Below are 13014 nucleotides of genomic sequence, written 5' to 3' on the forward strand. Positions count from 1 at the left end.
AACCCATACTTTTTGGAGGAATCCGATGTCCCCAGCCTATATCTGCGCCTATATCCGCACGCCGATCGGCCGCTTCGGTGGCTCGCTCTCATCCGTGCGGGCTGACGATCTCGGCGCTATCCCCTTGAAGGCAATCATGGCGCAAAATCCCAACCTCGACTTCGAAGCCATCGATGAAGTGGTGTTCGGGTGCGCCAACCAGGCAGGCGAGGATAACCGGAACGTTGCACGCATGTCGTCCTTGCTCGCGGGCATGCCTGTGAGCGTTCCCGGAACAACCATCAATCGCCTGTGCGGCTCCGGCATGGATGCCACAATCACCGGTGCGCGCGCTATCGCTTCCGGTGAAGCTGACCTGGTGATCGCCGGCGGCGTCGAAAGCATGAGCCGTGCTCCCTTTATCGTTCCAAAAGCCGAGACGGCTTTCTCTCGTTCGATGGAGATTCACGACACAACGATTGGCTGGCGCTTCATCAACCCACTCATGAAAAAGCAGTACGGCGTCGACTCGATGCCGGAAACCGCCGAGAACGTGGCGGATGACTTCAAGATCAGCCGCGAGGACCAGGATGCTTTCGCGGTGCGTTCGCAAGCGAAAGCAGCACAGGCCCAGACAAATGGCCGCTTCGCTAAAGAGATCACCCCGGTCACGATCCCGCAAAAGAAGGGCGACGCACTAATCGTCGACACGGACGAACATCCCCGCGCGACAACCATCGATGCTCTCGGCAAGCTCCGACCGATTGTCCGCGCCGACGGCACTGTGACCGCAGGCAATGCGTCAGGCGTGAATGACGGAGCGGCGGCAATCCTTCTGGCTTCCGAAGCCGCCGTCAAGAAATTCGGACTGACTCCGATCGCACGCGTTCTGGGTGGCGCGACCGCAGGTGTAGCACCGAGGATCATGGGATTTGGCCCTGCGCCGGCGACCAAAAAGCTGATGTCCCGCCTTGGAATGCGCCAGGAGCAGTTCGATGTCATTGAGCTCAACGAAGCGTTCGCATCTCAAGGGCTTGCGACGTTGCGTGACCTTGGCATCGTCGACGACGATCCTCGCGTGAATCCAAATGGGGGTGCCATCGCCTTAGGACATCCATTGGGTATGTCGGGCGCACGGATCACGGGCACGGCGGCGCTGGAGCTGGCGAACACCGGCGGCAAATTCGCCCTCGCGACCATGTGCATCGGCGTTGGTCAGGGCATCGCGATCGCCCTCGCGTCAGTATAAGCATTGAAGGCTGGGCGGCGTCTCGTCGCCCATTCCCGAATTCCAGCTTGTTGTTCGTCACCTGAATGAACGTTGGCGTGCAGAACAGAAAAGCCGCAACCTGGTCGGGCTGCGGCTTTTTCCTTAACCATCACTTTCAGATTGCTTTACGCCATGGCCCGCAGGTCAGGCTTACGCTTTCGACGCGAGGCAAAAGGCCCAAAGGGGATCTCCGGCGGCGCGAAGGTCTCCGCGCTCGCCCGGTCCCAGCGATCGTACCAATCCGCCAACTCCGGAATTTCCTCCTCCGACGGCTCTGTTGCAAAGATTGGCGGCAGTCAGAGGTAGGCTGTCGCTCTGCGCCGATCAGGCGGCTGCTGCGAAATGGTGGTTGAGCATGCCCATGGCCTCCGTCAGCGCCGAGGGCCCAATGCCAAAAGCTCTCTCCACAAGGCGCACCTCGCCCCTGATGCCGGGCTGCAGGCACCAGGGGCGAGCCTGTCCTTTGCGCAGGGCTCGCATGACTTCGAATCCCTTGATCGTGGCATAGGCCGTGGGGATCGATTTGAAACCGCGCACCGGCTTGATCAGTATCTTGAGCTTTCCGTGATCGGCCTCGATCACGTTATTGAGATACTTCACCTGCCGGTGGGCCGTCTCCCGGTCCAGCTTTCCTTCGCGCTTCAATTCGGTGATCGCTGCACCATAGCTCGGCGCTTTGTCGGTATTGAGCGTGGCAGGCTTTTCCCAGTGCTTCAGGCCTCGCAGGGCCTTGCCCAGGAACCGCTTCGCTGCCTTGGCGCTGCGGGTCGGCGACAGGTAGAAATCGATCGTGTCGCCCCGCTTGTCGACTGCCCGGTACAGGTAGGTCCACTTGCCCCGCACCTTGACGTAGGTTTCATCCAGGCGCCAGCTCGGATCAAAGCCACGCCGCCAGAACCAGCGCAGCCGCTTCTCCATCTCCGGGGCGTAGCACTGGACCCAGCGATAGATCGTCGTATGGTCGACCGAAATGCCGCGTTCCGCCAGCATTTCCTCAAGGTCGCGATAGCTGATCGGATAGCGACAATACCAGCGCACCGCCCACAGGATCACATCACCCTGGAAATGGCGCCACTTGAAATCCGTCATCGTTCCGTCCGTCCAATCTCCGCCAAGCATGCTCAAGCTTCACGATTTTTGCAACAGAGCCGCCCGAACGGTATTTCCCGGACTGGTGAATCTGGAAGAACTTGAGATAGCGGTTTGGCGCTATGGCGACGGTAGCCGCGTTCGCGCGCTACGATATTCCGGCGAGAAGGCAGCGGCGGCGACCCTCGTTCCACCGGGCCACTGGATGGAACGCGATGCGAATCTGCCCGATCGCATCTGGATCTACGGGCCCGGCAGCGACGATGCAGTTTCGGCGAGGCATGTTCTGGAACCGCTGGCGATATCCGCCGCGTGCTTGCGCATGCACGCGCGGCTCAAGGGGATGTCACCGTCAAGGTGATTATTCTCATTCCGTCATTTTGATCATCATCCCCCTTCTGGAGAAAGAGAAATGCTCGTCACCGTCTATCACGGCGTTGACGTCGGTACCGCCAAAGACAAGGGCGCAATGCATTTTGACGCCCTGCCTTCGTGCGGTGAAGAGGTCGAGATCGACCGCAAGGCCTACGTCGTTGGCAGAGTGTGGCATCTTCCGAGCGCCCGCTTTGCTGGCGCGAAGCTCGCCATTCTGATCAACGAGGCAGTCGATGAAGCGATCATGTCGCGCACGCCTGCCTTGGCCAGCGCCTAGACCGTGCGCTCGTGGCTTATATCGCCGCAGTGGCTACCAGTTCTGGTTGTCGGCTTGGCTACCTCCGCAGTATATGCTGGCACCCCTGAGCATCCGGCCGCTCCGACTTTGCGGTTCGCGGACATTGAGACAGCTTTTGGCCAAACGGACCAATTGCCGGCAGCGCAAGCTGCTGTCGCCGCCGCCCTACCGATCGGCATGCCGCTACCGGATGCCCAAGCGATATTGGTGCGTGCTGGTGCGCGCTGCCAGCCGCAACGCCGTAATCCTGAAGTGATCGAGTGCGTCTACTCCCAGAGGACCACTATCGATGTGCTTGGTCGCCATGTAGGTGAAGTCGATTTCCGGCATCACCGAATCCGACACCCCGACCTTGCTGCCAGGAAACGCCGGAGTCACCGGGCCGCTGCGTTCGTTGGGCGCGACGACGATTGCGCGCACGCGCACCAGAACGTCGCCCTTTTCGGCATAAGCGGGCGACGCGACGATCGCCGTCGAAACAGCTGCGAGCGCCAAAAATCTATATGTGCGCATAGGGTCCTCCGTGTTTAAGTTCTATGGCTGGGTATGGCCATGGCGCGCTCGCGGATTTGATCCGGCGCAAAACAGGGACCTAGGTGGATTCACGGATGGGACGCACAGCACGTGGACGGCAAAGACACAGATATGGCGATCGGCGATACGGTAGACCCCGAAACGCTCGCGCTCTTCGTCGAGGGCGCAACCGACCGCGCCATGTTCGTGCTGGATACCGAGGGACGGATCCGGTCTTGGAATGTGGGAGCAGAGATCTTGTTTGGATATCGGCCCGATGCCGTGATCGGCCAAAGCGGCGAAAAGCTCTATAGTCTGCAAGATCGCGGCGCAGCCAAGCCCGATGCGGACATGGCCAAGGTTCGCGCGCGTGGTCGCCTGCGGGAAAACACCTGGCGGGTGCGTCAGGATGGTTCCGAATTCTTCGCCGACGTCGCGATCACCGCGATCCACAGCGCCAATGGGACGCTGCGCGGCTTCGGGCAGATGATCTATGACATCACGGGCCGCCAGGCAGCCGCCGCCGCACTGGCGCGCAGCGAATTGCACCTGCGCTCGATCCTCGCAACCGTCCCCGATGCGATGATCGTTATCGACGAGCGCGGCATCATCCTGTCGTTCAGCAGCGCCGCCGAGCGCCTGTTCGGCTACAGCGAAGCCGAGGTCGTGGGCGCGAATGTCGAAATCCTGATGCCGCCATCGGATGCCGCACGGCATGACCGTTATATCGCCCATTATCGCGAAACCGGGGAGCGCCGCATTATCGGCATCGGTCGCATCGTCGTCGGCCAGCGTCGCGACGGTACCGAATTCCCCATGAAGCTATCGGTCGGCGAGGCCAATAGCGACGGACATCGCATCTTTACCGGCTTCATTCACGACCTGACCGAACAGCAGCACGCGGAATTGCGGTTGAAAGAGCTCCAATCCGAGCTGATTCACGTATCGCGGCTGAGTGCGATGGGTACGATGGCTTCGACCTTGGCGCATGAATTGAACCAGCCGCTGACCGCGATCGCCAATTATCTTGAGGCGGGTCGCGAACTGCTTGACGCCGGTGGTGCCGAGGCAGCCACGCTGCTGCGCGAGGCGATCGAGGAATCCACCAGCGAAGCCTTGCGCGCTGGCAAGATCGTCCGTCGCCTGCGCGATTTCGTGGCGCGTGGCGAGGTCGAGCGGCGGGTGGAGGATCTACCGCGATTGATCGACGAGGCGAGTCGCCTCGCCCTGATCGGCGCGCGTGAACGAGGCGTTCGCGCCTTTTTCGAGCTGGCCCCCGATATCACCACCGTCACGGTCGATCGTGTCCAGATCCAGCAAGTTCTCGTGAACCTGATCCGGAACGCGATCGATGCCGTGGCCGGGCAGGAAGTCCGCGACATCACGATCTCGACCTGCGCGCTCGATAACGCCATGGTCGAAGTCTCGGTCGCCGACACGGGCCCGGGGCTTTCGCCGGACATCGCCGCGCGACTGTTCCAGGCCTTCGCGACCACCAAACCCGCAGGCATGGGGTTGGGCCTGTCGATCTGCCGAACGATCGTGGAAGCGCATCGCGGACACATCCGCGCCGAGCCGCGCCCGACGGGCGGAACCGTCTTTCGTTTCACGCTTCCAATAGAGGAGTTTGCGGCATGAGCGACCAACGTCTGATCCATGTCGTCGACGACGATGATTCGGTGCGACGTTCGGCTGGGTTCCTGCTGCGAACCTCTGGCTATGCTGTACGCTTGCACACGTCTGGAGTCGCGTTCCTGCGCGAGATCAAGGCAGCGGAACCGGGTTGCGTCTTGCTCGACGTGCGCATGCCGGAGATCGATGGCCTTGCGGTGCAGGAGGAATTGGTCGCACGCGGCATCACCATGCCCGTCATCATCCTCACCGGCCATGCCGATGTCTCGATCGCGGTTCAGGCGATGAAGACGGGTGCTGTCGACTTCATCGAAAAACCCTTCGAAAAGGCCGTGCTACTGTCGGCGATCGACCGCGCCTTCGCGCGGATCGCGCATGCCGATGCAGCCGCACGATCGAGCGAGGCGGCGAAGCTGTGGGTCGCGCGCCTCACCCCGCGCGAACAAGAGGTGTTGGACCGGCTGGCACAGGGGTTGCCCAACAAGACGATCGCCTATGATTTGGGCATTTCGCCGCGCACGGTCGAAGTTCACCGCGCCAACGTAATGACCAAGCTGGAGGTCCATGCGCTGTCGGACGCGCTGCGTATCGCCTTTGCCGCCGGCCTTGGAGAGCAATCCTAGGAAGTCTACGTAAAGACAACTTTGCCCGCGACCGCCATCCGTGCCCCCAATGACATGGGAAAGCGGTCCAATGGACGATGACAACGCGGTCGACACCGGACCGCGTCCGCAATTGTTGCTGGTAGAGGACGATGAAGGCGTGCGGCGTTCGCTGCATCTGCTGCTGCACTGGCGCGGCTTCGATGTGCGCTCTTACGCGAGCGCGCGTGCCCTGCTTGAGGATACCGACGTGTCGACGGCCGAGTGGCTGATTACCGATTACCGGCTGCCCGACGGCGACGGGATCGGGGTGCTCCGGTCGATGCAGCGCCGTGATTGGCATGGCCGATCCATACTGATCACGGCTTATCCCGACCCGACGCTCCGCGCGATAGCCAGTATGAACGGATTTCACGCGGTGCTCGACAAGCCGATCCGCCAGCACGAGTTGATTGCCGCACTGGCGTGAGCTGAAACCTTCATCCGCGCTCGATATGCTCTCGATTAAGCGGCGGCTGCTCCTCTTGCGACCAAATCTTGTGCGCCGACGCATCCAAATGCCGTGCTCAAACGTAGGGTAGGTACGAGTGCGTAACGTGGGTGTCTTCCCGGATCGGAGCAGCGTCGTAGCGTTGTTCGTTGGCCGGATGCTCCCGCCCGCCTCCGCAAAGGTCCCATGTGTCCAGCACTGCCCACATCGCCGCGATCGGCACCGCCGTTCCGGCGCAGGACATCCATGCGGCGTTCCTTGACTGGGCCCGCGCGCGCTTGCCTGACGCACGGGCCGTCCGGATCTTCGACCGGATGGCCGCGCGCGCCGCGATCGCGCATCGCTGGTCCGTCCTACCCGTTGGAGCGCAAGGCGGATCGCCCGTCGATCCGGACGGTTTTTATGCCGATCCGGTGCTGCCCGGCACTGCCGAACGTATGCGACGCTATGGGCAGGCGGCCCCGGAGCTGAGCATCGCTGCGATCGAGGCATTGGGCGCGCAGGTTTCACTCGATGCCATCACCCATCTGGTCGTGGCGAGTTGTACCGGCTTCGTCGCGCCGGGCATCGACCAGATCATCGCTGCGCGAATCGGCCTTGCGCCGTCGGTCGAGCGCCTGCTGATCGGCTTTATGGGATGTTACGCGGCGGTCGCCGCGCTCCGCAGCGCGCGCCATATCGTGCGATCCGATGCCGACGCGCGGGTGTTGGTGGTCTGTGTCGAATTGTCCACGCTGCATCTGCAGGACAATCCCGCGCTCGAACCCCTGCTCGCCATGCTGCAATTCGGCGACGGTGCCGCAGCGGCGCTCGTCACCGCCGCCCCTCGCGGATTTGCACTCGACCACCCCTTTGCGACCACGCTCCCCGATTCGGCGGCGTTGATCCGCTGGGATATTACCGATCACGGCTTTGCGATGCATTTGTCGGGCGAAGTTCCCGCCCGCATCGCCGCCGGGCTGAGCGACCCTGCCTTCGCCGCCGCCGCGACCGGTGGGCGCGCGCCGCTGGAGATCGATGGATGGGCAGTCCATGCCGGAGGACGATCGATCCTCGACGCGGTCGAACATAGCCTCAAAACTGCCGGACGACGCGCTCGACGCCTCGCGCGCGGTGCTGTCGGATTACGGCAATATGTCCTCCGCCACCTTGATGTTCGTGCTGGCGCGGCTGCTCGACGGGCCGCCGGTCCGCAACGGGGTGGCGCTCGCCTTCGGCCCGGGCCTTGCCGCCGAGGGCTTCGGCTTCCGGAGCGCGGCATGAGCCTGCGCGCGCGCGCATCGCGGAGGAGCTGATGGACGCCGACGATCTCGACCCGGAGGTTTATGCAACGGTGGTCGGCGACCTCGCCAAGGTCAATGTCGTGACGATGGCAGCGCGGCCGACGCTAGATTTCCTGCGGCGCGGGTCGCTTGGCCTGCGTCGTTTCAAGCTGCTCGATGTCGGCTTTGGCGATGGTGACATGCTGCGCCGGATCGCGCGTTGGGCCGCGCGGCGGGGTATCGCGGCCGAGCTGGTCGGCATCGACCTCAACCCCCGCAGCGCGCTCGCCGCGACCGCGCATTCGCCCGCCGACGTACCGATCCGTTATATCACCGGCGACTATGCCGATCTGGCGGGCGAGAGATGGGATTTCGTCATCTCCAGCCTCGTCGCACACCACATGACGCACGATCAGCTGATCGCGTTTCTGCGCTTCATGGAGCGGGCGAGCGCGAAGGGATGGCTGATCAACGACCTCCATCGCCACGGCTTTGCGCATTTCGGGTTTCCGATTCTGGCGACGCTGGCGCGTTGGCACCCGATCGTGCGCCATGACGGCACCCTGTCGATCGCCCGCTCCTATCGGCCCGCGGAATGGGCACCGATCCTTGCAGAGGCAGGCGTCACCGCGCAGGTCTACCGCGCCTTTCCGTTTCGGCTATGCGTCGAACACCTGCGCTGATCGTCGGCGGCGGCCCGGCAGGTGCGAGCGCTGCGATCGTGCTGGCGCACGCACGCGCCCCGCACCTGCTGGTGGAACGCAGCCGCGAAACCGGCGACGCGATTTGTGGCGGCTTTCTAAGCTGGCGAACGCTCGAATCGCTACAAAAGCTTGGCGTGGAACCTGCCGCGCTGGGCCCGGCGCGGATCACCACGGTGCGTCTGATCGCGGGCGAGCGGCTGGTCGAAACGCCGCTGCGCCGCGCCGCCCACGGAGTGTCGCGCCGCCTGCTCGACAGCGTGTTGCTCCAGCGCGCGATCGATGCAGGTGCCGCTGTCGAGCGCGGCGTAGCGGCGCGGGCGATCGACGGCTTGACGGCGCGGCTCGACGATGGTGCCGACCTGGTCGGCGACGCGCTGTTCCTCGCCAGCGGCAAGCACGACGTTCGAGGCACCTCCCGCCCGGCCGAAGCGCGCGGGCACGACCCGGTCTTGGGTCTGCGCGTTCGCCTCGCGCAGACGCCCGGCCTCGATCGACTGATCGGCGATGCGATCGAACTGCACCTGTTCGATCGCGGCTATGTCGGGATCGTTCGCCAGGAGGACGGCAGCGCCAATGTCTGCCTGGCCGTGCATCGCTCGGCCATGCTGGAAGCGGGATCTCCCGCCGCACTGCTCGACCAGCTCGCGCGCGATCAGCCCCGGTTGGGCGAGCGCCTGGCATATCGCAGCGACGGCCTGCCGATCGACGCGATCGCCAACGTCCCTTATGGATGGCGCGCTACGCGGGGGGCACAGGGTCTCTTCCGGCTCGGCGATCAGGCCGGAGTCATCCCCTCGCTCGCCGGAGAAGGCATGGGCATCGCGATCGCGAGCGGAATCAGGGCAAGCCATGCCTATCTCGCGGACGGGCCGGGCGGGGCACACCGTTTCCAGAGGCGCTTCGCAAGCGCCACGGCTCGACCGATCCGGTTGGCCGGAGCGGTACGCAACGCAGCCGAATGGCCTGCGCTGACGGCGGCGCTCCTGCCGCTGCTCGGTCGCTTCCCTGGTATGATCGATACGATTGCCGCGTTCACGCGGATCGGGCATTCACGACTTGACCGCGCACCCGCGCCACAGGATCATTAGCGTCATGGAACACTTCACCCTGTCTGAAACCGAATGGCGCAAAAAGCTGAGCCCGGAGGCCTATCATGTCCTGCGCGAGGCCGGGACAGAGCCTGCCTTTTCCGGGCGGTATAACAACAACAAGGCCGATGGCGTCTATCGCTGCGGCGGTTGCGCGCAGCCGTTGTTCGATTCGGCCGATAAATATGATTCGGGCTCGGGCTGGCCGAGCTTTACCCAGCCGATCTCGCCCGACTATGTCACCGAGCATACCGATCGTACCCACGGCATGACGCGGACCGAAGCGCGCTGCGCCCGCTGTGACGGACATCTCGGCCATGTTTTCCCCGATGGTCCGCCGCCGACAGGCCTGCGCTATTGCATGAACTCGCTTAGCCTGGATTTTCGCGCTCGGGGGAGTGTTGATAGCGACGAGTCGCATGGCTGATTGCGGCGGCGACGGCTTGCCGGAATGACCGGCAAAGCCTAACGCTGCAGCGCTCAATGGCTCGCTCCTCATCCCCCGCCCCTCGCTCGACGCGTGCGCCCTTGTGGCGTCGGCGTCTGGTCCTGCTCGCGCAAATCAGCGGCGGTCTCGCGCTGATCGCCTTCATCGCGTTGATCGTAACCGTCTATGTCTCTGAAGGGCAGCTGCCGAGTTTCGACGAGCTGAAATCGTCCCCCAATGGCCAGATGATCCGCGTCCACGCGGCCGACGGGACGGTGATCGTGTCGATGGGCCCAAGCTATGGCGAGTGGCTACCCTATGACCGCATCCCCACAGTGATGCGCGAGGCGATGGTGTCGGTCGAGGATCGCCGCTTTCGATCGCACCCGGGGGTCGATCCGATCGGGATGGTGCGCTCGGTCCAGGTGCGGCTCGAGCGTGGGCGCTGGATGCAGGGTGGATCGACCATCACGCAACAGCTCGCCCGTAACATTTTCCTCAATTCCAGCAAGAAATTCGGTCGAAAGATCCGCGAGGGCATTCTCGCCCTCGCGCTGGAGCGAAAGTTCAGCAAGGACCAGATCCTCGAACTGTATCTCAACAAGGTCTATTTCGGTGGCGGTGCCTATGGCATCGACGCGGCCTCGCGCAAATTCTTCGGTCACGGTGCCGAACGGCTGAGCTTGACCGAAGCGGCAGTGATCGCGGGGTTGGTCAAGGCACCGTCCAATTACTCGCCAACCGCCGACATCGATGCCGCCCGCGGGCGCGCTGGCGTTGTGCTCAAGCTGATGCAGCAAACCGGGGCGATCACCGCCGCCCAGGCTGCCGACGCGCAAATCGACCAGATCGCCTTCGTGCCCGAGGCGCGCCAGAACAGCGTGCGCTACTTTACCGATTGGGCGTTGCCGCAGCTGGAACTGCTGATCGACGAGACGCAACGTCCGCTGGAAGTGTGGACAACGCTCGACCTCACTATGCAGCGCGCCGCCGATGCCGCAATCCGCGACAATGCCCCCAAGGGCGCGCAAGGTGCGCTGGTGGCGATGGACCGCGATGGTGCCGTCCGCGCGATGGTTGGCGGCACCGATTATGTGACGTCCAACTATAATCGCGCGACACAGGCGGAGCGGCAGCCGGGCTCGGCGTTCAAACTGTTCGTCTATCTCGCAGCGCTCGAGGCCGGGCACAAGCCCGAGGATCAGGTGGTCGACGAACCCGTGACGATCGACGGCTGGAGCCCGCGCAACGATTCACGCCACAATAGCGGCGCAATGTCGCTGCGCACCGCCTTTGCCTATTCGGTCAACACCGTGGCGGCGAAACTCGGACAGGAAATCGGCTTCAACACGATCGCCGACATGGCGCGGCGCTTCGGCATCACCACCAAGGTCAACACCCACCCGTCGATGGTGCTCGGTTCCTCCGAAGTACGCCTGCTCGACATGACGCGCGCCTTTGCCAGCGTCGGCAACAAGGGGGTGGCGGTGACGCCATATGGCATCACCAAGGTGACCGCAGCGGGAGAAACGATCTACGCCCAATCGGTCGACACCAGCCATGTGCTCGTCGCACCCTATGTGGCCGCCGAAATGACCGATCTGCTGCAGACGACCGTCAACACCGGCACCGGCAAAGCGGCCCAAATCGGTCGCCCGGTGGCGGGCAAGACCGGCACCACCACATCGAACAAGGATGGCTGGTTCCTGGGCTTTTCCAGTGGGCTCACGACAGGCGTATGGATGGGCCGCGACGATGCCAAGCCGATTGCCGGTTTGCACGGCGGCACCGCGCCCGCGCGTGCCTTTGCCGCCTTCATGAAAGTGGCCGTCGCCAACCGCCCGGTCGAGCAGTTCGATACGAAAGTGACGCTACCCGAATTCCAGCTCGAGCCCGACCAGGAATCCTATTTCGGCGAAGCCGATAATGGCCTGTTCGTCGATGCCGACGGCAATCCGGTCGATCCCGGGCAGGCTCCGCCCGCGCAGCCCGGCCAGCGCGTCGATGCCGATGGCAACCCGATCGAAGCGCGGCCGCCGCAGCAATCCGATACGCCACCACCAGTGGAAAAGAAAAAGGGCGATGGCGACAAACTCGACCAGGCCTGGCTCGATCGTGTCCTCGGCCGCGATGGGCCCCGCCCGGCCCCGAGCCCGACGCACGCGCCGGCCGATCGTCAGGATTCGCGCCCGACCCAGTGAATCGCGGCACCGTTCGCGCGCAGCCAGCGACGCGATTCCTCGGGGTCGCGTTCGTCGAGCAACGCGAGCACGCGGTAGAAGTGTGCGCTGTGATTCATGTGCAAGCGGTGCGCCACCTCATGCGCGACGGTCGAGCGGCGCACGAAATCGGGCATCAGGATCAACCGCCAGCTATAGCGGATCGTGCCGCTCGAGGCGCAACTGCCCCAGCGAGTCTTGGGGTCGCCAACCGCAACCTTGGTCACGCTGACCCCGGCACGTGCGGCGAACTCGGCGGTCTCGTCGCTCAACACGCGCAGGGCCTCGCGCTTCAACCACAGACCCACGCGTCGCGACAGGCCATCGCGCGTGCCGCCACAGCGCAGGAGGCTACCGTCCCGCTCAACCCGGCGGGCAGCGGCCTCATCCCACAGGATCATCAAATGACCATCGCCGAAAGGGATACGCGCGCCGGGTTCGAAGGGCCGTGGCTGCGGCAAGCGCGCGCGCTGTGCCGCAATCCACGCCGCTTTCCCTTCCGCCCACGCCAAAGCAGCCTTCAACGGTGCGCGCGACGGCAGCACCAGCCGTACCCGGCCGGTCGCCGAATCCACCGATAACCGTGCCCGCCGTGCCCGCGCGTTGCGCACGACCTCGAGCGGTGCACTCACAATTCGCGATCGACCAGATGGAATTCCAGCTCACCGGCATCGTCCTCCGACACCGTCCAGCCACGCACCGATTGCCCGACGCGGTGGACCGCCTCGCGGTCCCCGCAAACCAGATAGTGCCAGTCATATAGTGGCTCGTCCGCCGCACGCAGCCGGTACGCGCAAGTCGCAGGCAGCCAGTCGATCGTCCGCACATTGGATCGACTCAAGCGCACGCACTCGCTGACATAGGCATGGCGGTGCTTGTAATTGGAACACAAGGCCGTCTCGCGGTCGAGCAATCGGCACGACACGTTGGTCGGCAATAGCTCGCCCGTTTCTTCATCTTCCAGCTTATGGACACAGCATTTGCCACAGCCATCGCACAAGGCTTCCCACTGGCCGCGATCGAGCGTGTCGATTGGTTCTTCCCAGAAACGGCTAGTCATCAGCGT

At 63.8% G+C, this 13014-nt stretch carries 14 protein-coding genes and 1 pseudogene; 11 read left to right on the plus strand and 4 right to left on the minus strand.

Annotation, left to right across the window (positions count from 1 at the left end):
• Positions 1-25: 25 nt before the first annotated feature.
• Positions 26-1228: a 3-oxoadipyl-CoA thiolase gene (gene pcaF / locus NW75_RS22000; RefSeq protein WP_033967481.1), complete on the plus strand. Its 1203-nt coding sequence runs from the start codon at positions 26-28 to the stop codon at positions 1226-1228.
• Positions 1229-1573: 345 nt separating this feature from the next.
• Here pcaF and NW75_RS22005 read toward each other — a convergent pair whose 3' ends face one another.
• Entirely contained in the window at positions 1574-2338 is a 765-nt protein-coding gene (locus NW75_RS22005; protein ID WP_001389365.1) for an IS6-like element IS6100 family transposase, read from the minus strand.
• On the opposite strand from NW75_RS22005, the gene NW75_RS25495 reads away from it, so the two are divergent.
• Together NW75_RS25495 and NW75_RS22015 are read left to right on the plus strand one after the other, a co-directional pair.
• Positions 2325-2699 (plus strand): hypothetical protein, encoded by a 375-nt coding sequence (locus NW75_RS25495; protein ID WP_197057935.1) that lies wholly within the window; start codon positions 2325-2327, stop codon positions 2697-2699. The two genes, NW75_RS22005 and NW75_RS25495, sit on opposite strands and share 14 nt — an antisense overlap.
• Before the next feature lie 51 nt (positions 2700-2750).
• Complete coding sequence (locus NW75_RS22015) at positions 2751-2990, plus strand: hypothetical protein (protein WP_033967482.1); 240 nt, start codon at positions 2751-2753, stop codon at positions 2988-2990.
• Positions 2991-3194: 204 nt separating this feature from the next.
• Here NW75_RS22015 and NW75_RS22020 read toward each other — a convergent pair whose 3' ends face one another.
• Positions 3195-3524, minus strand: a complete 330-nt coding sequence (locus NW75_RS22020) for a hypothetical protein (protein WP_033967483.1) — start codon at positions 3522-3524, stop codon at positions 3195-3197.
• A 132-nt stretch (positions 3525-3656) separates the two neighbouring features.
• Here NW75_RS22020 and NW75_RS22025 point away from each other — a divergent pair, with 132 nt between their 5' ends.
• The 8 genes and pseudogenes from NW75_RS22025 to NW75_RS22060 all read left to right on the plus strand — a co-directional run bounded on the left by NW75_RS22025 (position 3657) and on the right by NW75_RS22060 (position 11930).
• On the plus strand, positions 3657-5162 hold the full coding sequence (locus tag NW75_RS22025) for a PAS domain-containing sensor histidine kinase (RefSeq protein WP_033967484.1): 1506 nt from the start codon (positions 3657-3659) through the stop codon (positions 5160-5162).
• Positions 5159-5779, plus strand: a complete 621-nt coding sequence (locus tag NW75_RS22030) for a response regulator transcription factor (protein WP_033967485.1) — start codon at positions 5159-5161, stop codon at positions 5777-5779. Before NW75_RS22025 ends, NW75_RS22030 begins: the two co-directional genes overlap by 4 nt.
• 70 nt (positions 5780-5849) lie before the next feature.
• A complete protein-coding gene (locus NW75_RS22035) occupies positions 5850-6227 on the plus strand; it encodes a response regulator (protein WP_033967486.1) in 378 nt (125 codons plus the stop codon).
• Between the two features lie 209 nt (positions 6228-6436).
• Positions 6437-7511: pseudogene (locus NW75_RS22040) on the plus strand (type III polyketide synthase).
• A 31-nt stretch (positions 7512-7542) separates the two neighbouring features.
• The gene (locus NW75_RS22045; protein ID WP_052192592.1) at positions 7543-8193 is read left to right on the plus strand and encodes a methyltransferase domain-containing protein; all 651 of its coding nucleotides are present in this window, start codon (positions 7543-7545) and stop codon (positions 8191-8193) included.
• Positions 8172-9302: an NAD(P)/FAD-dependent oxidoreductase gene (locus tag NW75_RS22050; RefSeq protein WP_033967487.1), complete on the plus strand. Its 1131-nt coding sequence runs from the start codon at positions 8172-8174 to the stop codon at positions 9300-9302. Before NW75_RS22045 ends, NW75_RS22050 begins: the two co-directional genes overlap by 22 nt.
• 4 nt (positions 9303-9306) lie before the next feature.
• A complete protein-coding gene (gene msrB / locus NW75_RS22055) occupies positions 9307-9729 on the plus strand; it encodes a peptide-methionine (R)-S-oxide reductase MsrB (protein WP_033967488.1) in 423 nt (140 codons plus the stop codon).
• 56 nt (positions 9730-9785) lie between these two features.
• Positions 9786-11930, plus strand: coding sequence for a transglycosylase domain-containing protein (locus tag NW75_RS22060; RefSeq protein WP_081988880.1), 2145 nt, complete (start codon positions 9786-9788; stop codon positions 11928-11930).
• Here the strand turns inward: NW75_RS22060 and NW75_RS22065 are convergent.
• Together NW75_RS22065 and NW75_RS22070 are read right to left on the minus strand one after the other, a co-directional pair.
• Positions 11906-12580 (minus strand): M48 family metallopeptidase, encoded by a 675-nt coding sequence (locus NW75_RS22065; RefSeq protein ID WP_033967489.1) that lies wholly within the window; start codon positions 12578-12580, stop codon positions 11906-11908. The two genes, NW75_RS22060 and NW75_RS22065, sit on opposite strands and share 25 nt — an antisense overlap.
• Positions 12577-13008: a YcgN family cysteine cluster protein gene (locus NW75_RS22070; protein WP_033967490.1), complete on the minus strand. Its 432-nt coding sequence runs from the start codon at positions 13006-13008 to the stop codon at positions 12577-12579. The genes NW75_RS22065 and NW75_RS22070 overlap by 4 nt, the downstream gene beginning before the upstream one ends.
• Positions 13009-13014: the final 6 nt, after the last annotated feature.

It is taken from the genome of Sphingomonas sp. Ant H11 (assembly GCF_000797515.1).
Classification (GTDB): Bacteria; Pseudomonadota; Alphaproteobacteria; order Sphingomonadales; family Sphingomonadaceae; genus Sphingomonas.

Coding starts and splice junctions, on each gene's coding strand:
- NW75_RS22015 (WP_033967482.1), top strand. CDS start 2,751: ATGCTCGTCACCGTCTATCACGGCGTTGACGTCGGTACCGCCAAAGAC.
- NW75_RS22030 (WP_033967485.1), top strand. CDS start 5,159: ATGAGCGACCAACGTCTGATCCATGTCGTCGACGACGATGATTCGGTG.
- NW75_RS22005 (WP_001389365.1), bottom strand. CDS start 2,338: ATGACGGATTTCAAGTGGCGCCATTTCCAGGGTGATGTGATCCTGTGG.
- NW75_RS22060 (WP_081988880.1), top strand. CDS start 9,786: ATGGCTCGCTCCTCATCCCCCGCCCCTCGCTCGACGCGTGCGCCCTTG.
- NW75_RS22045 (WP_052192592.1), top strand. CDS start 7,543: ATGGACGCCGACGATCTCGACCCGGAGGTTTATGCAACGGTGGTCGGC.
- NW75_RS22035 (WP_033967486.1), top strand. CDS start 5,850: ATGGACGATGACAACGCGGTCGACACCGGACCGCGTCCGCAATTGTTG.
- msrB (WP_033967488.1), top strand. CDS start 9,307: ATGGAACACTTCACCCTGTCTGAAACCGAATGGCGCAAAAAGCTGAGC.
- NW75_RS22050 (WP_033967487.1), top strand. CDS start 8,172: ATGCGTCGAACACCTGCGCTGATCGTCGGCGGCGGCCCGGCAGGTGCG.
- pcaF (WP_033967481.1), top strand. CDS start 26: ATGTCCCCAGCCTATATCTGCGCCTATATCCGCACGCCGATCGGCCGC.
- NW75_RS22020 (WP_033967483.1), bottom strand. CDS start 3,524: ATGCGCACATATAGATTTTTGGCGCTCGCAGCTGTTTCGACGGCGATC.
- NW75_RS22025 (WP_033967484.1), top strand. CDS start 3,657: ATGGCGATCGGCGATACGGTAGACCCCGAAACGCTCGCGCTCTTCGTC.
- NW75_RS22070 (WP_033967490.1), bottom strand. CDS start 13,008: ATGACTAGCCGTTTCTGGGAAGAACCAATCGACACGCTCGATCGCGGC.